20 protein-coding genes are annotated in these 21,468 nt (G+C 63.3%); 9 read left to right on the top strand and 11 right to left on the bottom strand.

Annotated elements, in window-relative coordinates:
* Positions 1–31 precede the first annotated feature (31 nt).
* The gene (locus HDG39_RS10030) at positions 32–1,948 is read right to left on the bottom strand and encodes a potassium transporter Kup (RefSeq protein ID WP_184005513.1); all 1,917 of its coding nucleotides are present in this window, start codon (positions 1,946–1,948) and stop codon (positions 32–34) included.
* A gap of 360 nt (positions 1,949–2,308) precedes the next feature.
* Positions 2,309–3,541: a glycosyltransferase gene (locus HDG39_RS10025; RefSeq protein WP_260327667.1), complete on the bottom strand. Its 1,233-nt coding sequence runs from the start codon at positions 3,539–3,541 to the stop codon at positions 2,309–2,311.
* Positions 3,542–3,928: 387 nt separating this feature from the next.
* Between HDG39_RS10025 and HDG39_RS10020 the strand changes: the two genes are divergently transcribed.
* The 5 genes from HDG39_RS10020 (at position 3,929) to HDG39_RS10000 (ending at position 9,250) form a co-directional block, all read left to right on the top strand.
* Positions 3,929–4,624, top strand: a complete 696-nt coding sequence (locus HDG39_RS10020; RefSeq protein WP_018422590.1) for a TetR/AcrR family transcriptional regulator — start codon at positions 3,929–3,931, stop codon at positions 4,622–4,624.
* The gene (locus HDG39_RS10015; RefSeq protein WP_184005511.1) at positions 4,621–5,586 is read left to right on the top strand and encodes an HlyD family secretion protein; all 966 of its coding nucleotides are present in this window, start codon (positions 4,621–4,623) and stop codon (positions 5,584–5,586) included. Before HDG39_RS10020 ends, HDG39_RS10015 begins: the two co-directional genes overlap by 4 nt.
* Entirely contained in the window at positions 5,583–6,563 is a 981-nt protein-coding gene (locus HDG39_RS10010; protein ID WP_184005509.1) for an ABC transporter ATP-binding protein, read from the top strand. The genes HDG39_RS10015 and HDG39_RS10010 overlap by 4 nt, the downstream gene beginning before the upstream one ends.
* 32 nt (positions 6,564–6,595) lie before the next feature.
* A complete protein-coding gene (locus HDG39_RS10005; protein ID WP_184005508.1) occupies positions 6,596–7,711 on the top strand; it encodes an ABC transporter permease in 1,116 nt (371 codons plus the stop codon).
* Between the two features lie 81 nt (positions 7,712–7,792).
* Positions 7,793–9,250, top strand: coding sequence for an efflux transporter outer membrane subunit (locus HDG39_RS10000; protein WP_260327665.1), 1,458 nt, complete (start codon positions 7,793–7,795; stop codon positions 9,248–9,250).
* Positions 9,251–9,263: 13 nt separating this feature from the next.
* On the opposite strand, the gene HDG39_RS09995 is transcribed toward HDG39_RS10000, so the two are convergent.
* The 5 genes from HDG39_RS09995 to benA all read right to left on the bottom strand — a co-directional run bounded on the left by HDG39_RS09995 (position 9,264) and on the right by benA (position 14,338).
* Positions 9,264–10,481 (bottom strand): benzoate/H(+) symporter BenE family transporter, encoded by a 1,218-nt coding sequence (locus tag HDG39_RS09995; protein ID WP_184005504.1) that lies wholly within the window; start codon positions 10,479–10,481, stop codon positions 9,264–9,266.
* Between the two features lie 165 nt (positions 10,482–10,646).
* Complete coding sequence (locus tag HDG39_RS09990) at positions 10,647–11,438, bottom strand: 1,6-dihydroxycyclohexa-2,4-diene-1-carboxylate dehydrogenase (RefSeq protein WP_184005503.1); 792 nt, start codon at positions 11,436–11,438, stop codon at positions 10,647–10,649.
* Complete coding sequence (gene benC, locus HDG39_RS09985) at positions 11,435–12,457, bottom strand: benzoate 1,2-dioxygenase electron transfer component BenC (RefSeq protein ID WP_184005501.1); 1,023 nt, start codon at positions 12,455–12,457, stop codon at positions 11,435–11,437. Before benC ends, HDG39_RS09990 begins: the two co-directional genes overlap by 4 nt.
* Before the next feature lie 25 nt (positions 12,458–12,482).
* Positions 12,483–12,974 carry a benzoate 1,2-dioxygenase small subunit gene (gene benB / locus HDG39_RS09980; protein ID WP_184005499.1) on the bottom strand — a complete coding sequence of 164 codons (492 nt, stop codon included), beginning with the start codon at positions 12,972–12,974 and terminating at the stop codon, positions 12,483–12,485.
* Entirely contained in the window at positions 12,971–14,338 is a 1,368-nt protein-coding gene (gene benA / locus HDG39_RS09975) for a benzoate 1,2-dioxygenase large subunit (RefSeq protein ID WP_184005497.1), read from the bottom strand. Before benA ends, benB begins: the two co-directional genes overlap by 4 nt.
* Before the next feature lie 458 nt (positions 14,339–14,796).
* Here benA and HDG39_RS09970 point away from each other — a divergent pair, with 458 nt between their 5' ends.
* Positions 14,797–15,714: a LysR family transcriptional regulator gene (locus HDG39_RS09970; RefSeq protein ID WP_184005495.1), complete on the top strand. Its 918-nt coding sequence runs from the start codon at positions 14,797–14,799 to the stop codon at positions 15,712–15,714.
* Between the two features lie 178 nt (positions 15,715–15,892).
* Positions 15,893–16,156, top strand: coding sequence for a type 1 periplasmic-binding domain-containing protein (locus HDG39_RS35810; protein ID WP_184005493.1), 264 nt, complete (start codon positions 15,893–15,895; stop codon positions 16,154–16,156).
* Between the two features lie 74 nt (positions 16,157–16,230).
* On the opposite strand, the gene HDG39_RS09960 is transcribed toward HDG39_RS35810, so the two are convergent.
* From HDG39_RS09960 to HDG39_RS09940, 4 genes are all read right to left on the bottom strand, one after another.
* A complete protein-coding gene (locus HDG39_RS09960; protein WP_184005491.1) occupies positions 16,231–17,103 on the bottom strand; it encodes an intradiol ring-cleavage dioxygenase in 873 nt (290 codons plus the stop codon).
* Between the two features lie 179 nt (positions 17,104–17,282).
* A complete protein-coding gene (locus HDG39_RS09955) occupies positions 17,283–17,624 on the bottom strand; it encodes a hypothetical protein (RefSeq protein ID WP_184005489.1) in 342 nt (113 codons plus the stop codon).
* A gap of 3 nt (positions 17,625–17,627) precedes the next feature.
* Complete coding sequence (locus tag HDG39_RS09950; protein WP_184005487.1) at positions 17,628–18,425, bottom strand: alpha/beta hydrolase; 798 nt, start codon at positions 18,423–18,425, stop codon at positions 17,628–17,630.
* Between the two features lie 361 nt (positions 18,426–18,786).
* Positions 18,787–19,818, bottom strand: a complete 1,032-nt coding sequence (locus tag HDG39_RS09940; RefSeq protein WP_184005483.1) for an AraC family transcriptional regulator — start codon at positions 19,816–19,818, stop codon at positions 18,787–18,789.
* A gap of 140 nt (positions 19,819–19,958) precedes the next feature.
* Between HDG39_RS09940 and HDG39_RS09935 the strand changes: the two genes are divergently transcribed.
* Positions 19,959–20,363 (top strand): carboxymuconolactone decarboxylase family protein, encoded by a 405-nt coding sequence (locus tag HDG39_RS09935; protein WP_184005482.1) that lies wholly within the window; start codon positions 19,959–19,961, stop codon positions 20,361–20,363.
* Positions 20,364–20,408: 45 nt separating this feature from the next.
* A complete protein-coding gene (locus HDG39_RS09930; RefSeq protein WP_184005480.1) occupies positions 20,409–21,464 on the top strand; it encodes a beta-keto acid cleavage family enzyme in 1,056 nt (351 codons plus the stop codon).
* The last annotated feature ends 4 nt before the right edge of the window (positions 21,465–21,468 follow it).

The following is a 21,468-nucleotide window of genomic DNA, read 5'->3' as shown; positions in this document are numbered from 1 at the left end:
GCCGCTGCTCCACGCTGCTGAACGGCGCGCTCTAGATCTCCACGCGCGCGCCGACTTCGATCACGCGATTGGCCGGCAGTTTGAAGAACGCCGCGATATTGCCCACGTTGTGCAGCATCACCGCGAAAAGCCGCTCGCGCCATAGCGCCATGCCGTGGCCGCGTTTGGGCACGACGGCCGCGCGGCTCAGGAACCACGATGTGTCGTCCAGGTTGAAGGCCAGTTCCGGCGTTTTGTAGGCGGCCAGCGTGCGCGGCAAGTCCACTTCGTCCTTGAATCCGTACTTCACCGTTGCGTGCCAGCAACCCGTGCACAGCGGCCTGATCTGCACGCGCTCGGTTTCGGCCACCCACGGCACGTTCTTCGTTATTACGCTTAGGAAAACCGTGCGCTCATGCAGCACACGGTTGTGCCGCAGGTTGTTGACGAGCGCGTGCGGCACCGCTTCGGCGTCCGGCGTCAGGAAGATCGCCGTGCCGCCCACGCGCGTCGGCGAACTTTCGAGCAGCGCAGCGAGGTACGGCTTGAGCGGCGTCTTGCCCGCCCGCACGCGCGCCTCGGCCAGCATCATTTCCCACCCGCGTCCCCACGTCGCCATGACCGTGAACACGATCGCGCCGATCACGAGCGGGAACCAGCCTCCATCGACGATCTTGAGCAGATTAGCCGAGAAGAACAACGCGTCGATCACGAAGAAGAACGCGGTGGACAGCAGGCACAGCAGCCAGTTGTAGCGCCACGCGTAATGCACGACGAAAAACGTCAGGAACGTGGTGATGAGCATCGTGCCGGTCACGGCGATGCCATACGCGGACCCGAGCGCCGTGGACGAGCGGAAGCCCAACACCGCCGCAACCACGGCGATCAACAGGATCCAGTTGATGCCGGGCACGTAGATTTGCCCGATCTCGCGCTCCGACGTATGCACGATGTTCATGCGCGGCAGGAAGGAAAGCTGCATGGCCTGCATCGTCATCGAATAGGTGCCCGAAATAACGGCCTGCGAGGCGATCACGGTGGCGATCGTCGCCAGCACGATCATCGGCACGATGGCCCACTGCGGGAACAGGCGGTAGAACGGGTTTTGCACCGCGCCTGGGTTCGCCAGCAGCAGCGCGCCCTGGCCCAGATAGTTGAGCGCGAGCGCGGGAAAAACGACGCCGAACCAGGTAAGGCGGATGGGTCGCTTGCCGAAATGGCCCATGTCGGCGTAGAGCGCCTCGGCGCCCGTCAGCGAGAGCACCACCGCGCCGAGCGCGACGAACGCGAGCCAGCGGTGGCGCATGACGAAGCCGAGCCCTTCCAGCGGATTGAGCGCATACAGCACGACCGGCGCGGCCATGATGTTCGCGACGCCCGCCACGCCGATCACGACGAACCAGAGCACCATCACGGGCCCGAACACGGCGCCGATGCCGCCCGTGCCGTGCTTTTGCGTGACGAACAGGATGATGAGCGCGGCGAGCGTCACTGGAATCACATAGGTCTTGAGTGCGGGCTCGACGACTTCGAGCCCTTCCACGGCGCTCAGCACGGAAATGGCCGGCGTGATCACGCTATCGCCGAAGAACAGCGCCGCGCCCATCACGCCCACCACGAGGAGGCCGCGACGCAAACGCGGCCGCGACGCGATCGACGACGCCGCGAGCGCGAGCAGCGCCATGATGCCCCCTTCGCCATGATTGTTCGCCCGCAGGATCAAGACGACGTACTTGAGCGAAACGACGATCATCAGCGACCAGAAGATCAGCGAGACGATGCCGACGATATTGAAAGCGTTGAGCGTGAGACCGTTGCTGGGATCGAACACGGTGGCGAGCGTATAGAGCGGGCTCGTGCCGATGTCGCCGTAGACCACGCCGAGCGCTGCCAGCGCGAGCGCTGGCAGCGCCGGCGAGGCTTCGCCGTGGCCTTCCTTCGCCGGCGCGGCGGATGCGGAATGTGCCATGTCTGCCTCCTCATATGAATCGCGCGTGAGCCGTGAGGGCCGCGCCGCGGGTTCGCTTTGATTCTCTCGTTTCGTTGACGTGAATTCGTTTGGGTCGTACGGGCTGGATCGTACCGGGTGTGCGCTAGAGAAAGTATAGAAATTTCCGGCGAAAATGCGCTTGGCGCGGGGCTGCCAGCTGCCGTCCATTGTCAGCTTTGCGTCGGGCGGAACGGCGAAAGCGAAGCTGGTCGGGATAGCTCATCGAGCGTTAGTGACGGTCTGCGAATGGGCACGCCAGATCGAATATTCAGTTAAGGGCTTATTCAGCGAAGCCGTCAAACGACAGAAGGTGCTGCTCACCGAGTCCGGCGCAGCCCGTCAGCAGACCGCCTCGTCTGTCCGCCTCGAAGGCGCCGTGCCGGCCTGCTCGCCGAGTTCCATGATTTCCGCGAGCCGCTGCTGGTAGTGCTCTGGCAGATACTCCGCGAGTGAATACCTTCTGCCCTTGTCCGCCAGATGCATCGCCAGTCGATCCAGTGCCAGCTTGAGGCTCTCCGGCTGAGACCGGAATTTGATCTTGTTGCCCACCGCGTCGCCAGTCGATGCCATGCTGCCGCCGTCGTGGACGAGGGCAGGCAAGCCGAGCATGGCGGCCTCGATAATGACGAGCGGCGCATTTTCGGCTCCCAACGATGGCACGACGACCGCGTCGGCAAATCGCCGCATCTGCGGAAACAATTCTTCTTGCGGCAATCTGCCGAAAAAAACCACTTTGCCGCGCTCGATAAGCGACGTGAAGCGCCGCTCCATGGCACGACGATCCGGACCGTCCCCGTAAACGCCTATTACGTCGATGCGATGAAAGTTCACGCTCTCTGCGAGTTCGATAAATTCCGCGAGTCCTTTTTCCTGCGAAATCCTGCCGACAAAGGCAATCTTGAATCTCTGCTTGCCAGCAGCGCTCGAAGGCTGATGCGCGACCGGTACTGAAGAGGGATTAAAAACGACCCTCGTATTCGTGATGCCACTGCGATGCAGCGCTTCTTCCATGAAAGCGCTTGGACATACGATCGTCTCGAAGATCTGCGCGGGAGGGAATGCCTCGCGTACTGCGTGCCAGTAACACTTCGTCATCAGGTCGTGCACAAGGCCTTTCGTCGTCGATCGATGAGTCAGCGCCGCGCGCGTGCCCAACACCTCCAGCGGCAGAATCACCGGGCGCCTCTTATCGAAGTATTGCAGTGCCGGGTTGTAATAGACGAGATGGTAGTCATGGCTCGTGTGATATACGCGAAAACCGAGCTTTCGCTTTTGACGCGCGAGAACGCTCAGTATCGAATTCGATAGCGCGTTATGGTAGTTGTGCACCATCACCCGATGCGGACGGAAACCGACAATGGTCTCTTCGAGCGCACGCGCGGCCGCGATATTCCAGGACCTGGACCACTTGGTGGTTCCCACCGGAAAGCGCGTGTCGTCGAAGCGTTCGACTTCGACCCCGGGCAATCGACTCAGAAGGTCTGCCGATTGTTGATAAACAACTTCCGCGCCGCCCATCGACGCATAATCGTTTATTACCAATACCCTGCAGCGCTTCATATCGAGGTCCATTTTTGGTGCACAACTCACGACGTCGAGTACATGCATAGTGGTGGTCAATTCGTCGGGAATTTTATGAAGTCATTTTCGACGACTGTGTGTGAGAGCGCACCAAGCCAGTAGCCGTTCTCTTACCGGGTCTTACAGGCCAGGATCATTTCAGAAGAGTTAATACGCCGCGAAACAAACGCCAAAAGATCAGCGCCAATTCCGGTATCGACGATACCGAGGCTGTGACGTCGCGCGTTTCCTGACGCGGATCAACGAGAGGACAAAGGCCGCCCGCCGCCAGGGTTTCCCCTCCTTCGCCATACCGGAAAATATCCTAGTATCAATGGGTTAAAACTAACTAACTCATCAATTAGTCTGGTTTCCATGCCGCAAGCCGCCCGCTCCCGAATGGGTCGCCGTCCTCATCCGCAGGACTTCGACGCACGCGAACATCTGCTCGATGTCGCGGTGGCGCTGTTCGCCGAGCGCGGTATCGCCAACACGACAGTTGCGCAGATCGCCGCGGCGAGCGGCGTGACGTCCGCGATGGTGCACTACTGGTTCCAGACGCGCGAAAAGCTGCTCGACGCGTTGTTCGAGGAAAGGCTCGTCGCCGCGTTCGGCGCGATCTGGGACCCGGTCGATCCCGAACACGACGAACCGCTCGCGCTGACGCAAGGCATCGTCAGGCGCATGTTCGACGTCACCGAAACCATGCCGTGGCTGCCTTCGCTCTGGCTGCGCGAGATCGTCAACGAAGGCGGTTTGCTGCGCGAGCGCGCGTTTGCGCGCATCCCCGTGCAAAAGCTCGCCGCGTTCGGTCAGAACATCGCGCGTGGCTGCGCGTCGGGTCAGTTGAACGCACAGCTCGAACCGTTGCTGCTGTTCAACTCGGTGCTCGCTCTGGTGATGCTGCCGCAGGCAACCGCGAGGATCTGGCAGCGCCTGAATCCGCGCACCTCGTTCGATCGCGCGACGCTCGAACGCCATGTCGTCGCGCTGCTCGCGCAGGGCATGAGCGCAACCGCGGCGGTCGAGACCAACGCCAAGGCCAGAACCGGGGCGACGTCCACCGCACGCCGCGCGAAGGGGAAGCCGTCATGACCGTGTTCGCCAGCTCATCCAGACGTGCCGCGTCGCTCGCTCTGTGCATCGCGTGCGCAAGCTGTTCGCGACCACCGGCGAACACGTGGCAAGGCTATGTGGAAGGCGAGTTCCTGTACCTCGCGTCTTCGCAGGCGGGACAGTTGACCGAGCTCGCGGTCTCGCGCGGGCAGACCGTCGCGCAGAACACGCCGCTCTTCGCGCTCGAAGCGCAGAACGAAACCGACGCCGTCGCGCAGGCGGGCGAGCAACTGCGCTCGGCCCGCGCCCAGCTTGCCGACCTTGGAACCGGCAAGCGTCCGCCGGAAGTCGATGTGACGCGCGCGCAACTCGTGCAGGCCGAAGCCGATGCGGCGCGCGCCGCGACGCAGTTCCGCCGCGACCAACAGCAATTCGGCGCGGGCGGCATCGCGCAAAGCCAGCTCGACGACTCGCGCGCGACCGCGTTGTCGAGCGCCGCGCACGTGCGTGAGTTGCAAAGCCAGCTGGCCGTCGCGCGTCTGCCTGGGCGGACCGAACAGATCCGCGCGCAGCAGGCGCAGGTCGACGCTGCCCAGGCCCAGCTCGGCCAGGCCCAATGGAAGCTCGATCAGAAAAGCGTGCACGCGCCGCACGCCGGCCTCGTGTTCGACACGATGTATCGCAGCGGCGAATGGGTGCCGGCCGGCAGCCCCGTCGTGCGCATGCTGCCGCCGGAGAACGTCAAGGTGCGCTTTTTCGTGCCCCAGGGAGTGGTCGGTTCGCTCGCGCCGGGCCGTCGCGTATCGATTCATTGCGACGGCTGCGCGGCCGATGTGCCGGCCGTGCTCAGCTTCATTTCGGACCAGGCGGAGTACACGCCGCCGGTGATCTTCAGCAACGAAAGCCGCGCGAAGCTCGTGTTCATGGTCGAAGCCCGACCCCAGACCGCCGATGCGCCGAAGCTGCGGCCCGGCCAGCCCGTCACGGTCACGCTGCAATGAGTGCGCCCGCGCCCCCCGGCAATGCCAGCGACCCCGTGTACGCGATCGACGTGCAGGGGCTGAACAAGCATTTCGGCACCAAGCACGTGGTCAACGATGTCACGATGCGCGTGCAGCGCGGTGAGATTTTCGGCTTTCTCGGCCCCAACGGCAGCGGCAAGACCACCTGCATCCGCATGATGTGCGGACTGCTGACGCCCGACTCCGGCAGCGGCACGTGTCTCGGCTACGACATCGTGCGGGACAGCGCGCAGATCAAGCGGCGCACCGGTTATATGACGCAGCGCTTCTCCTATTGGGAAGATCTGTCGATCCGCGAAAACCTCGACTTCGTCGCGCGCATCTACGAGATGAAGAACCGCCGCGAGGCGGTCGATCGCGCGCTCGAACAGCTTGGCCTGCAAAGCCGTGCGAAGCAGTTGGCCGGCGCACTGTCGGGCGGATGGAAGCAGCGTCTCGCGCTGGCCGCGTGCATGCTCCATGAGCCGGAACTGCTGCTGCTCGACGAACCGACCGCAGGTGTCGACCCGAGCGCGCGCCGCGACTTCTGGGAAGAGTTGCATCGCCTCGCGGCGCGCGGCATCTCGGTGCTCGTCAGCACGCACTATATGGACGAAGCGGAACGCTGCCACAAGCTCGCTTATATCGCCTACGGCAAGCTGCTCGCGCAGGGCACGTCGAAACAGGTCATCGATTCGCAAGGGCTCGTGACGTGGGCCGTGTACGGCCAGAATCTCGTCGAGCTCGGCGACCGGCTGCGCCGCTCGCCCGGCGTCGAGCAGACGGTGGCGTTCGGTTCGTCGCTGCACGTGAGCGGTCCGGACACGCCCGAACTCCACGCCACGATCGACCAGCTGGCTCATTCGGACCCGGCGTTGCGGATCGAACCACAGGAAACCGGCCTCGAGGACGTGTTCATCTTCATGATGAACCGCTCGACCGACAATTACGCCACCCCTTCGGGCAAAGCATCGTGAATTCCGCGCGCCGACTTCCACGCTTTTCGCTGATGCGTTGGTGGAGCGTCGTGCGCAAGGAGTTTTTGCAACTGAAGCGCGACCGCATCACGTTTGCGATGATGATCGTGCTGCCGATCATGCAGATGGCGCTGTTCGGCTTCGCGATCAATACCGACCCCAAGCATCTGCCGACCGCCGTCATCGCCGCCGATCACAGCGAGTTCACGCGCAGTTTCCTGATGGCGATGCGCAACTCCGATTACTTCGACATCGTATCGACGCTGCCCGACGAAGAATCCGGTCGCCGCGCGCTCGCGCAGGGCAAGGTGCTGTTCGTGCTGAATATCCCCGTCGGTTTCACGCGCAATCTGGCCAAGGGCGCACGGCCATCGCTGCTCGTCGAAGCCGACGCGACGGACCCCACCGCGGTGGGCACCGCGCTCGGCGCGCTGCCGTCGATCGCGCAGTCGGTGTTGCAGAAGGACCTCACGGGTCCGCTGTCGACGCTCGCGGTCGGCCCGGCCGCTTTCGACGTTCAATTGCACCGGCTCTACAACCCCGAAAGCCTGACCCAGTACAACGTGGTGCCCGGCCTGATGGGCGTGATTCTGACGATGACGATGGTGATGATGACCGGCCTCGCGATCACGCGCGAACGCGAGCGCGGCACGATGGAAAATCTGCTCGCCACACCGGTACTGCCGCTCGAAGTGATGACCGGCAAGATCGTGCCTTACGTGGCGATCGGACTGGTGCAGGTCAGCATCATTCTCGCGGCGGCGCGCTTCGTGTTCAACGTGCCGTTCGAAGGCAGTCTGATCGCGCTGTATCTGTCCGCTCTATTGTTCGTCGCGGCCAATCTGACGATCGGCATTACGCTGTCGTCGCTCGCACAGAACCAGTTGCAGGCCATGCAACTGACGATGTTCTATTTTCTGCCCAACATCCTGCTGTCGGGTTTCATGTTTCCGTTCGCGGGCATGCCGAAGTGGGCGCAGTACATCGGCAACCTGTTGCCGCTCACCTACTTCAACCGGCTCGTGCGCGGCATTCTGCTCAAGGGCGTCGGTTGGGCCGACATGTGGCCGCATGTATGGCCGCTGCTGATCTTTCTGTTCGTCGTAATGGGTATCGCCGTGAAGTTCTATCGGCGCACGCTCGATTGAGGAAGGCCTGCAATGTGTTCCGCTCCTGGCTTTCGTGACGTGGTTGTTCATCGCGCGGCTTGTTGGTCCCAGCGTTGCGCCATGCGCCGGCTCGCCGGCTTCTGCGCAAGCGCGGCATTGTGCGCGTGCACCGTCGGCCCGGATTTCCATCGACCCGACGTGACCAGCGTGTCGAGCTATACCGCCGCGCCGCTCGCGGCAAGCACCGTCGCAGCCGATGGTCCCGGCGGCGCCGCCCAACACTTCGTGCCGACAGACGTACCCGGCGACGGCTGGTGGCGCGCCTTCGGCTCGCCGGTGCTGAACGCGCTCGTGCAGCAGGCGCTCGACGACAGCCCGACTCTCGCGCAAGCCCGCGCGAAACTCGACGAAGCGCAGCAGGACTATCGCGCGCAGGCGGGCGGCACGCTATGGCCGCAAGTCGATGCGAACCTGTCGACCACGCGCGAGAAAATCGATCCCGAGGCGCTCGGCTTCGGTCAGCTCGCGCAGGGCCACGCGTTTGCGCCGTTCACGCTGTACAGCGCACAGGTCACGGTGTCGTACACGCTCGATCTGTTCGGCGCGAATCGCCGCGCGCTCGAAGCGGTGGCCGCGCAGGTCGACTATCAGCAATACGAACTCGAAGCCGCGCGTTTGACGGTCGCCGGCAACGTCGTGACGGCGTCGATCCGGCGCGCGTCGCTCGCGCGGCAGATCACCCTCACCCAAGCGCTGCTCGCCAACCAGATGCAGCAACTCGATATCGCCGAACGCCGCTATCGCGCAGGCGGCATCTCCGAGGTCGATCTGCTGGGCCAGCGCACGCTCGTGCAGCAAACCCGCGCGACGTTACCGCCATTGAGCACGCAGCTTGCACAGACCGATCATCAACTCGCGATCTATCTGGGACGCGCGCCGGCGGAATTGGCCACCACCCACGACCTCGCCGCGCTCGACCTCGACACGCTAGTGCTGCCGGCCGATCTGCCGCTGACCTTGCCGTCGACGCTCGCGCGGCAACGGCCCGATATCCGCGCGTCCGAGGCGCTGCTGCATCAGGCGAGTGCGAACATAGGCGTCGCGACCGCGAACCTGTATCCGCGCATCACGCTGTCGGGCAGCGCGGCGACCGAACGCGTCAACCTGTCCGATCTACTGACGGGCTTCAACGTGTGGAATTTCGGTGCGGGTCTCACGCAGCCGCTGTTCCACGGCGGTGAACTGCTGGCGCGCAAGCGCTCGTCGGAGGCGGCCTGGCAAGCGGCGCTCGCTGTCTACAAGCAAACCGTGCTGCAGGGACTGCAACAGGTCGCCGACGCGCTGCACGCGCTCGATCAGGACGCGATTGCATTGCAGGCACTCGACGCCGCGCAGCGCAGCGCACAACACAGCGCAGGGATCGCCAGCCAGCGGTATGCGGCGGGCGGCATCAGTCAATTGACACTGCTCGATACGCAGCGTCAGCAATTGCAGACCGGACTCGATCGCACCAAAGCCGCCGCGCAGCGTTATGCCGATACCGCCGCGCTCTATCAGGCGCTCGGGGCGCGGCCTTGAGTCGATCGGTTGGTCATCGGTTTGCCGCCGTCTCGCGCCGCACCTTGTTCAGCACGAGGTACGCGAACGAGCCGATCACGATGCCCCAGAACGCGGAGCCGAGCCCGAGGAACGTCATACCGGATGCGGTCGCGAGAAACGTGATGACGGAGGCCTCGCGATGGTCTTCGTCCTGGATCGCGCCCATCACGTTCGACGTGATCGCACCGATCAACGCGAGGCCCGCCAGAATCGCGACGAACTCCTTCGGCAGCATCGTGAACAGCGCGACGATCGCGCCGGCGAACGTCCCGCCGATCAGATAGAACACGCCGTTCGCGATGCCCGCGATATAGCGCTTGTCCGGATCGTCGTGCGCATCCTTGCCGGTGCACAGCGCCGCCGTGATCGCGGCGATCACGATCGTGATGCCACCGAAAAACGCCACGCCGATCGACGCGATGCTCGTCGCGGTGATGATCAGCCGGGCCGGCGTGTGATAGCCGGACACGCGCAGAATCGCCATCCCCGGCAGAAACTGCCCGGTCAGACTGACGACCACGAGCGGCAACGCAAGACTCAGCGTCGAACTCAGCGTCCATTCGGGTTCGATGAAGATCGGCCGCGTGACTTGCAGCGGCAGCGCGCCCAGGTGCGCGGCGCCGAGAGCAATGGCGAGCACCGTGCCCGTCAACAGCACCAGCACGATGCAATAGCGCGGCAGCAGGCGCCTGAACACGATGTACGCGCCGATCATGCCGAACGCCAATGCGGGCATCGACGCCGCCGCCTTGAACGCATGCGTGCCGAACTGCAGCAGAATGCCGGCCATCATCCCGCAGGCGATGCCCTTCGGAATGCTGCGCACCATGCGGTCGAAATAGCCCGAGATACCGATCAGCAGAATGATCACGGCGGCGCTCAGATACGCGCCCACCGCCTGATGCAACGTCAACGCGGGAAACAGTCCGACCAGCAGCGCGGTGCCGGGCGCCGACCACGCGGTCACGACCGGCACTTTCAGCTTCCAGCTCGCGAAGATGCCGGAGACGGCCGCGCCGATCGAGATGCCCCATACCCACGACGCGACCATCTCGTTGGGCATGTGGGCCGCTTGCGCCGCCTGGAAGAAGATCACGAGCGGGCCCGCGTACGAAATCAGCACGGCCAGAAAGCCGGCCACGACGGCGGACACGGACCAGTCGGCCGCAACGGCGCGCGTGGTCGGCGCCTGGCTAGGGGTGGGATTCATCGTCGATGTGGGTCAAGGCGGCCCGCTGTTGGTGACACGCGCCTCGCGGCGCAGGTTGCCGCTGGTCGTCGCGAGTCACCGTCAGAGAGCGGAGTCATTCCGGGCCGATAGTATGAAGGACGATCGCCGCGCGGCCTGTCGGCATTGTTCAGCGGCCGCCGCTCGCTAGCCCTGATCGCCGCCGCCGACCGGCAGCACCGTACCGGTGATATACGACGCTTCATCGGAAGCGAGGAACAGGATCGCGCCAACCTGTTCGTCGATCGTGCCGTAGCGATGCATCAGGCTCGACGCGATCGTCTGATCGACGATGCCCTGATACCACGTCGCTTCCTGCTCGCTTTGCGCTGCCGTATTGCGCGGCACGCGGCGCGGCGGCGCTTCGGTGCCGCCGGTGGCGACCGCGTTGATGCGGATGCCGTGTTCGGCATGCTCGAACGCGAGGCTCGCGGTCAGCGCGTTGACGCCGCCCTTCGAGGCCGCATACGGCACGCGATAAATGCTGCGCGTCGCAATCGACGACACGTTGACGATCGCCCCGCTCGCGCGCTTCAGCATCGCGGGCAACACCGCGTGGCAGCACCATAGCGTCGGGAACAGCGAACGCCGCACCTCGGCCTCGATCTGCTCTGCTTCATATTCCTCGTACGGCTTCGCCCAGATCGTGCCGCCGACGTTGTTGACGAGCGCGTCGATGCGGCCGAACGCCTCGATCGCGAAGGCCGTCATCGCGGCCGCGCCCGCATAGGTTTCGAGGTCGGCGATGAACGCGCGCGCATCGCCGCCTTCGCGTGCGATCTCTTCGGCCACCTCGCGCACGATCGGCGAACGGTCGACCAGCACCAAAGCCGCGCCCTCGCGCGCCGCGCGCAACGCGACGCCACGGCCGATGCCCTGGCCCGCGCCGGTCACGACGAGCACCTTGCCCTTGAAGCGATCGGTAAAGGTCGAAGTCATGCTACGTTGCTCGCCGAAAATTTTTCGTAGTAGAAGTTCACGGGCTCGACGCTGCTGTCGCGCAGCCAGCCCTGCACCGCTTCGACCATCGCGACCGGGCCGCACAGGTAGACGTCGACGTCGCCGTCGTTCAGCCATTCGCTATCCACATGAGCGGTCACGTAGCCCTTGCGCTCGTGGCTGCTCGCGGAATCGACGACACAGGTGCGATAGCTGAAATCCGGCAGCGAGCGCTGCGCCTCTTCGATCTGTTCGAGCGCAACCAGATCGATGTCGCTGGTCACGCCGTACACGAGGCGCACCGGCTGCAGGTTGCCGCTCGCCTTCAGTACGTCGAGCATCGACAGAAACGGTGCGATGCCGGTGCCGCCCGCGAGGAACAGCACCGGACGCTGCGGATCGCGCAGATAGAAGCTGCCATACGGACCCGTGAAGCCGATTCGCTGACCAGGCTGCGCATCGTTGCTCAGAAAGCCGCTCATCTTGCCGTCCGGCACGTTGCGCACGACGAACGCCGCGCGCGTCGCACCCGGCGCCGAACTGAACGAATACGACCGGCTCTCGCCGCTCGCACCCGGAATCTCGACGTTCACGTATTGACCGGCGAGAAAGCTCGGCGCGCTCGCGCCGTCGATATCGATCGAGAAATGGATCGTCGAATCCGACAGCGGCTCGACCGCCGCCAGCGTGCCTTCGAAACGCGACACACCGGTCTTGCACGCCGCCGACGACGCCTGCACGCGAATCACCAGATCCGAGCGCGGCCGCGTCTGGCACGCGAGGATATAGCCCTGGCTCGCTTCCTCGGGGGTCAACGCATCTTCGACGTAGCTCGACTCGGGCATGTCGTACGCACCCGATTCGCACAGCCCCCGACAGGTGCCGCACGCGCCTTCACGGCAATCGAGCGGAATGTTGATCTTCTGCCGGTAAGCGGCATCCGACAGCGTTTCGTTCTCGCGGCAGCTGATGAAGCGCGTGACGCCGTCTTCGAACTGAAGTGCAATAGTGTGTTCCATGACCTGTCTCCTGCAACCGCACCGGCTAGATGTGGTAGATGTCGATGACCTGATTGATGTAGTCGTTCTTCAGCCCGACGTACTTGCTCAGGATTTGCGGCTGCGCGCCGTTGAAGTCGATCACGTAGCGCGACATGCCGAAGTAGCTGTAGTTCGTCTTGTAGCGATGGCTCAGCGTGTGCCAGTTGAAGCGCACCGTGTACACGCCGTTGTCCGCGCTCTCCACTTCGACGTTGGCGACGTTGTGGCTCGTGCGCGTGTCGGGCATCGTCGCGCTCGAACGCTCGGTCTTGATGCGGAACACGCGGTCTTCGAGGCCCTGGCGGTTCGGGTAGTAGATCAGCGAAATCTCGCGCTGCGGATCGGTGACGAGCTTGTCCTCGTCGTCCCACGAGGGCATCCAGAACGACGCGTCCGGGTGATAGCAGGCGAGCCACTCGTCCCATTGCTCGTCGTCGAGCAGGCGGCTTTCGCGGAACAGGAAAGCCTGAATATCGGTGATGGCGATGTTGCTCATGCGCGGCTCCCCGGCGCATTCAGCGCCTTTTTCATCGTGTCGATCCAGTAGCGGTGCTGCACCGTGTAGAGGCCCTCGTCCTCGGTCTTCACACCGCTCATCACCGGATTGAGGCCGATCTTTTGCGCGGCTTCGTCCGCGCCGTCGATCCAGTGCTTCGAACCGCGGCACATGTCGTTCCATTCGACCGCGCGGCCCGCATAGCCCAACTGGCAGGCGCGGAATTCCTCGAGGTCGTCGGGGGTGGCCATGCCGCTCACGTTGAAAAAGTCCTCGTATTGACGGATGCGGCGCGAGCGCGCTTCGTCGGACTCGCCCTTCGGCGCGATGCAGTAGATCGTCACCTCGGTCTTGTTGACCGACAGCGGCCGCAGCACGCGAATCTGCGAGCCGAACTGGTCCATCAGATACACGTTCGGGTAGAGGCACAGGTTGCGCGAGTTCTGGATCATCCAGTCCGCGCGCTCGGCGCCGCAGCGCGCGGCGAATTCCTCGCGGCGGCTGAAGTTCGGACGGTCTTCGGGATTCGCCCAGCGCGTCCACAGCAGCATGTGACCGTGCTCGAACGCGTAGAAGCCGCCGCCCTGACGGCCCCAGCTGCCGGCATCCATCGCGCGGATCTTGTCTTCGCGCGCGTTCTCTTCCTTGCGATGATTGGTCGTTGCCGCATAGTTCCAGTGCACGGCCGACACGTGATAACCGTCCGCGCCGTTTTCGGCGGTCAGCTTCCAGTTGCCTTCGTACGTATAGGTCGACGAGCCGCGCAGCACTTCGAGACCGTCTTCCGACTGGTCGACGATCATGTCGATGATGCGCGCAGCCTCGCCGAGAAACGTCTCGAGCGGCGGCACGTCATCGCTCAGGCTGCCGAACAGGAAGCCGCGATAGTTGCCGAAGCGCGCGAGCTTCTTCAGGTCGTGCGAGCCTTCCTTGTTGAAGCAGTCGGGATAGCCCGCGCCGTCGGGGTCCTTGACCTTCAGCAGCTTGCCGCTGTTGTTGAAGGTCCAGCCGTGAAACGGGCACGTATAGGTCGCCTTGTTGCCGCGCTTGTGGCGGCACAGCATCGCGCCGCGATGCGTGCACGAGTTGATGAACGCGTTCAGCTCGCCCTGACGATTGCGTGCGATCACGACCGGCTGACGGCCCATGTAGGTCGTGAAATAGTCGTTGTTGTTCGGAATCTGGCTTTCGTGCGCGAGGTAAATCCAGTTGCCCTCGAAAATGTGCTGCATTTCGAGTTCGAACAGACGCTCGTCGGTAAACGCGCTGCGATGCAGGCGGTAATCGCCGCGCTCGCGGTCTTCCACGAGAAAATCGTCGATGTTCTTCAGTTGCGGAGTGTGATCCGGGTAGATCGGAATCATGCCTGTCTCCTGGTTCGGACTGTTGGTATGCGTGCGACGCACGCGTATAGGGAGCGGCCTGCCTGCCGGGAGGCCGGTGGCCGGTTGGTCTTTCACGTCGGGGAGCGGAGGCGGTGCGCCTCCGTATGGCGTCAGGCCGTGGCGCGCACGCGCTCGACCTTCGGCACGGGAGGCGGGACCTGGTGCCTGAGGGAATCGGTGGACAACCCTTTTATCGGGGCTGCGATATCAGCATGTCTCATTGCTGCTCCTGAACTCTTTCTAGGTCTTGGATCCCATGCGCGAGGATTTGCCTGCGCCGTCTCCAGGGGCCGACCGACGCTTCAGACCGGGCCGAGTCATCGATGCTCGGGAGGTATAATTTTGCGGGGCGTCTACGGTAACTGAAGGATAGTTCTACGCCATTTGCATCGTCCAACACTGATTTAGTATCGCGACGATACTTAAAAGGTATTTCTATGGAACTGCGCCATCTGCGCTACTTCGTGGCCGTCGCCGAGGAATGCAATGTCACGAAGGCCGCCAAACGTCTGCATATTGCGCAGCCGCCGCTGAGCCGGCAGATCCAGCAGCTCGAAGAGACCCTTGGCGTGCAGCTGTTCGAGCGCAACTCGCGGCCGCTGAAGCTGACCGAGGCTGGCCGCTTCTTCTATTCGCACGCCGTGCAACTGCTCGCGCAAACGACGGAAATCGAGGCGATGACGCGGCGCGTCGGCAAGATCGAGCGTAGTTTGTCGGTGGGCTTCGTCGGCTCGACGCTGTACGGCATGCTGCCGAAAATCATCCGCCGCTTTCGCACCGAGAACAGCACCGTCGAGCTGAGCCTGCACGAGATGTCGACGATGGATCAGATCAAGGCGCTCAAGGAAGGCCGCATCGACGTCGGCTTCGGCCGCATCCGTCACGAAGACCCGAGCATCCGGCGCGTCGTGCTGCGCGAAGAACGGATGATCGTCGCGCTGCCGCTCGGCCATCCGCTGATCGCCGCGAAGCCGGTGCTGTCGCTGCACGACCTGACCGGCGAAACGCTGATCATTTTCCCGAAGGCGCCACGGCCCAGTTACGCGGACCAGGTGCTCGCCGCGTTTCACGATCGCGGTCTGAAGCCGCAGCGGCTCTACGAGACCCGCGAATTGCAGATCGCGCTCGGCCTCGTCGGCGCGGGCGAAGGCATCTCGATCGTGCCGGCGAGCGTGTACGGCTTGCAGCGCGGCGACGTCGCCTACAAGGACCTCGACGATCAGAACCTCGTGTCGCCGATCATCATGAGCATGCGCATGCTCGACGAATCGGCCGACATCCAGCGCATGCTCGAACTGATCTACGCGCTGTACGACGAAGAGCACATGACGTATCTGCCGCCTGCGCATTCGTAGAGCGGATTGCGCGGTTCGCGGCCCGACGCCCAGGCGGGCGTCGCCGTAACGAAGTTGTATGGACAAGATATCCGCCACGGTATAGAACGCAGGTACGCGCGAAAATTCCGGCTGCGCCCGCAGCCCTTCAATTAGCCTTCCAAGCATCGGGCACGGGCTCGAAGTGCCAGCGGGATATGTGCAGCGCAACAGGCTGTCCGAGCGCGGCGGGTATCTGGCGACCGAGGCGCTGCTCGCTCTCGACGATGCGCCTGACGCGCCGATGTTCCAGAGCGACTGCATGGCGATCGGCGCCTATCGAAAGCTTCACGAGCTGGGCCAGGTGCCGGGCCGCGATCTGGCGATCTTCATCGCATCGCATTGCGGCGCGAGCGTCGGACCGCCGAGGCGCACGAACACGCCACGATGCGTATTGCCGCGCAACCACGTCCGATGCACCTGACGCACCCGTTCGCGCACTTCGCGCATACCGGGCTTGTCGGTCGCGAATACCGCGGAAAAAACGTGCCATCGTCGTCAACTCCGATCGAGGATGAAGTCGTAGCGCGCTTCGCGGAACGGTCCATCGAAACCGAAGCGGTGCGCGAGTTCGTGATCCACGGAGCACTCGCGATAGTCGACCATCAGCGAGGGCCTCACGCCGAACACCGCGTCCGAATCCAGATACGGATCCTCGCGATCGAACACATGCGTGACCAGTGTCCGATGCCCCGGCGCATCTATCATGAAGTGCAGATGCGCGGGTCGCCACGGATGCCGTCCGGTCGCTTCGAGCATGCGGCCGACCGGGCCGTCGGTCGGAATCGGATAACTGACTGGCACGATCGTCGAAATCGCGTAGCGGCCTTCGGCGTCGGTGCGAAAACGTCCACGCAGATTGCCGTGCGGCTGCTCGGTGTCCTGCCCCGAGTACATGCCGTTATCGGCGGTCTGCCAGACGTCGAGCACCGCGTTGGCAAGCGGCTCTCCGTCCGTCGACAACACGCGCCCATGCACGAGTGCGGGCGTGCCCGGTGTGAACGCGATGTTCTCGCCATATGCGCGCTCGGGCATGCCGCGAATATAGAACGGACCGAATACGGTGGTGTCGGTCGCGCCCGTCGCGAGACGGTGATTGATCGCGTCGACGAGCATCGACACGCCGAGCGTATCCGACAACAGGATGAATTCCTGACGCACGAGGTCATCGCACATCTTGCCGGTGTCGGTCAGAAAGCGAATGGCCGACATCCATTCGGCCTCGGTCGGCTCGACTTCACGCACGAACGCATGCATGTGCCGCACGAGGCTTTGCATCAGCGTGCGCAGCCGTTCGTCGGGCGTGCCCGCGAAGCTTGCTACCACCTGCTCGGTCAGGGCCTGCTCGGCCTCTTTGCTGTCTGTCGACATGTCTTCCTCCATCGATTGTTCTGGCGGCGCTGCGTTGGCCAACGCTCAGGCCGTGGACGTCACGACTTCTGCACTTTGGCATAAATCCTTTCGCCGCTTAGCGGGAGTCGTCCATCACATCAGAGCCATCGGCGACTTACTGGGGGTTACGACTCCGCAGAATCGTCGTGCTGTGATGGTCAACGCCCTGTCATTATCCGGAGGATTTTCTGCACGATGCGCTCATGCTGCTCCAGCGCCTCATCGAGCGTACTTGCTCCGTAGCTCCTGTTGTCTTGCGCCTGCATTCCGGCGACGCGCGTCACGAACAGCAAAGCCTGCCCGGTTTTCGGTTTGGACACACCACGGAAGCGGGTCGTGACCGTTACACCGTAGTCGTCCAGCAGCGTGCGGCGGAAGATCAGTTCGTTTTCCGTCATCCAGCGCGACCACGCGCCGTGGTCGAACACCTCGACAGGCCTGTTCTTCGCGTCGAGAACATAGATGCGCTCCGAGCTGGACGGGACCGGTGGCGTCTTCATATTTCAATGCAAAGGCGTAAGCAGGAAGTCGGTCGCCCCCCGCCACCAGGTTTCGTCGACGTGGCCAATCCAGTCGTTATGGTCAGCCGCCTTCACCACCACGAGTTTTCTCGGTGCGGACAGCGAGTTGTAAAGCGCCTCGCCGTAGCGCGCGGGGACGATGCTGTCGCGTTCCGCAACCACGACGAGAATCGGGCGGTCGAACGACGCCAGGTGGGTCACGCTGTCGTATCGGTCGCGCAGCAGCCACCTCACGGGCAGCCACGGATAGTGATAAGCGGCGACGTGCTCAAGCCGATCCCATGGCGTGATGAGCATCATGCCTGCGATCTTGTCGCGTTCACGCGAGCCGGCCGCAGCGACCACGCCGGCCCCAAGCGATTCGCCGATGAGCAGCAGCGGCGCTCCATAGAGGCGATGCGCCAGCGCGATGGTCTGTTGAGCATCGTCGACCAGACTCGCTTCGCCTAATGCACCGGTGCGCGGCCCATAGCCTGGATATTCGGCGAGAATCACGCGCAGCCCGAGCCGGGTGAGCGCTGCGGCATAGAACGAGCGGTGGCCGGCATGCCCCGCATTGCCATGGAAGACGATGACCGTGGCGCGCGCGGAACCGTCCGGCTCCGCCACGAGGCCCCTGTACGCCTCAGGTGTCGGCCAGGCGCGCAGTCCGCCAGAGGTGACCTCCTCGATTGCGGACTTCTGAGGGAAGTAGAGAAAACGATCCTGCAAGATGGCGACTCCGGCTAACACGGTCATGTACGCGACGGCGAGGCCGACCATCATTCGGGTGAATTTCATCGTCTTGCGCTCGACCCACCGAACTTTTCGATAGCACACACCCAGTTTAGCGCGCAGTCGCCACCGCTCATATTCAGGCGTGTCGTCAGGATTTGGGCGGCTTGTCGCGGTCGAAATGCAGAACGTACCGGATTTCTCCGGTTAGCGGATTCCCATTTGCGTCAATCGCGGTCATGGGATAGACCGCGTCCTTCGGGCCGTTCGCTCCGAACCGACCAGGCTCACAATGGCCCGTAGAGGATAGCGTGTCTCGTATCGCCCCAGGTTCAGCGGAATCCGCCAGCCATTGCGGACATTGAGCAGGACTTTGTCCATTGCCGATGTCGTCGCGCTGAACAACGCGCGTTCTACTGTATTGGTATTAGACGGACTCATCGCGAGCGCCGGCACTTCGTTGTGCATTTTTGCTTCGCCACGTCGAAACACTGCAACCGAAGCGGCCGCCGAACCAGCGCGAGAATGCGCTCAACGACGAGAAGCCCACCAGCGCCGCGACTTCGGACAGCGGCCGGTCGGCGTTATCGACATATCGCATCACCAGTCCGGCCCGCACCGTATCGACAATCGACAAATAGCTGTCGCCATGCTGGGCGAGATGGCGATGCACGGTCCTGCGATCCACGCCCAGGTGCTGCGCGATCCGATCGACCGAACAGGTGCCGGACGGTAGCAGCGCGACGACCAGTTTCGTGACCTTGTCGGACATCGTCGCGTTGGTCTGCAGCAGCATCGAATCCAGATACCGGCGTACCTGCTGCGCCATGACCGGATCGTAAGCCGGAATCGCGGCGTCGAGATCGGATGTGACGCACACGATGCCGTCGAAATCCTGGTTGAACTCGACTGGAGCGCCAAATACGCGCGTATGCATGGCGACGCTGGCTGGAGCACTGTGCGTGAAACAGATGGTGCGGGGCTTCCAGCTGGCGCCGAGCACCATACTCAGTAACCGGAACAACACAGCGAGCACCAACTCTGTTGCCTGGCGCATCGAGCCGGGCACAACACCCATGAGTTCTTCGCGGATGATGGCGAGCCCTGCCGTTTCCTCGATGCGCATGACGACCGCTTCGTTCTGCAGCCTCAGGTAGTGCGCCATCGATCCGAGCGCGCGGCGCAAGGTCGGCTGTTCACGCATCACGAAACCGAGCGAACCAAGGTTGGAGAGTTCACGCGTCTCGGCCATGCGTAGCCCGAAATCCTCGATGGCAGCGGCGCGCGCCGATGTCTCCAGAAGCCTCGCCACGGCTTCGGCTGGAATCATGATGTCGGGGTCCAGCAGCACAGACCGGTCGATGCCGGCATCAGCCAGCTTGCGATAGGGATCGAGACCTACCGAACGGGCCACTTCGACGTAATTGGTCAGCGCCGCACTACGCAGCAGATAGGACATATGGTTTTCCCATGCTGTCCCAAAATGTAAATTAGTTGTCCCGGAATGTCAAACGGCAATCGGCCCGCCCCGGATACTTGCTTCCGTAGACGCATGACGCTCATGCGCCGCGCGATTCGGACATATCGAGGAGACGAACGATGAGCAATGAGACTAGCAGCGCCACGCCGGTCAGCGATCAATTGCGCGCCACGGGTAACTGGAATCCCGCCTGGGACGCAATTGCGCAACTCGATCCCATCTGGGCCGAGAAATTCATGGCGATGGGCATGCACCCCGTGATCTCGGGCGTGCTGGAACCGAAAGTGTTCGAGTTCCTCGCTATCGCCGTCGATGCGTCCTGCACGCATATGTATGCGCCGGGCACACGCCGTCACATCCGCAAGGCGATCGAGCTGGGCGCCACCCAGCAGGAGATCGCCGCGGTGCTGCAAGCGGTGAGCGTTCTCGGCATCCATTCGAGCAGCCTCGGCGCGCCGATCCTGCTGGAAGAACTGGCCGCCTTCGAGAAGGCACAGGGCGAGGGTGCGCAGGCCGCTGCCTGACATCCAGCCTCACCACTCCACGCATTCCTTAATAGGAACACAAACATGCATTTTCTAGACGACTCCCTGCTGCCTGAGAACCAGGAAAAACTCGTGATTCAGGTCGCGCCGTATGGCCCGCAATGGATTCCCGGCGATTCGGACGATATTCCGGTCACGCTGGACGAACAGGTCCAGAAAGCCGTCGACTGCTACAACGCAGGCGCGACCGTGCTGCACGTGCACGTGCGCGAAGAGGACGGCAAGGGCAGCAAGCGCCTGTCGAAGTTCAACGAGATGCTGGCGCGCCTGCGCGACGCGGTGCCGAACATGGTGCTGCAAGTCGGCGGCTCGATCTCGTTCGCGCCTGAGAATGAAGGCGAAGCCGCCAAATGGCAGAACGACGATACGCGTCATATGCTCGCGGATTTGGACCCGCGGCCGGATCAGGTCACCGTCGCGATCAACACCAGCCAGATGAACGTAATGGAACTGATGACCGAGGCTGACATCGCGGGCACCTCGCTCATGAATCCGGCGCTCCAGGCGGCTTACCGCGACATGATTGTGCCGTCCAATCCGTCGTGGCACGTCGAACACATCAGGCGTCTCGTCGCCAACGGCATCCAGCCGCAGTTCATGCTGGGGAATCTGACGCAACTCGAAACGGTCGAGCGTCTTATTCGCAACGGCGCGTATAGCGGTCCGCTGAATATCAATTACGTGGCAATTGGCGGCGGCGCGGCCGGGTTGCATCCCGCCGACATGATCGAGTTTGCCCGCCGCACCCCGGAGGGCGCGGTGCTTACGTTCGAAACGCTGAACCGGAACGTGGTGCCGATGAATACGCTGGCGATTGCGCTGGGCCTGCATGTACGGGTCGGTATCGAAGACACGCTGTTCGGCCCGAACGGCGAGCGGGCGACTTCAGTGCAGCAGATCCAGAAGATGGTGCGCATTGCGCGTGAGCTCAACCGCGATATCGCAAACGGTGAGGACGCCCATCGCATCTACCAGACCGGCAGGCAATGGGGTTCGGTCGACGAGACGCTCGTCAAGCTGGGCATGGCGCCGAACCGCAAGACAGTCCAGCGCGACGTACCCGCACGCAAGGTCGCCTGATCGA

This window comes from Paraburkholderia lebeckiae, assembly GCF_014201005.1.
GTDB classification, from domain to species: domain Bacteria; phylum Pseudomonadota; class Gammaproteobacteria; order Burkholderiales; family Burkholderiaceae; genus Paraburkholderia; species Paraburkholderia tuberum.
The sequence above is the reverse complement of the archived record's forward strand: the minus strand, read 5'-3'. Positions and strand labels throughout refer to the sequence as shown.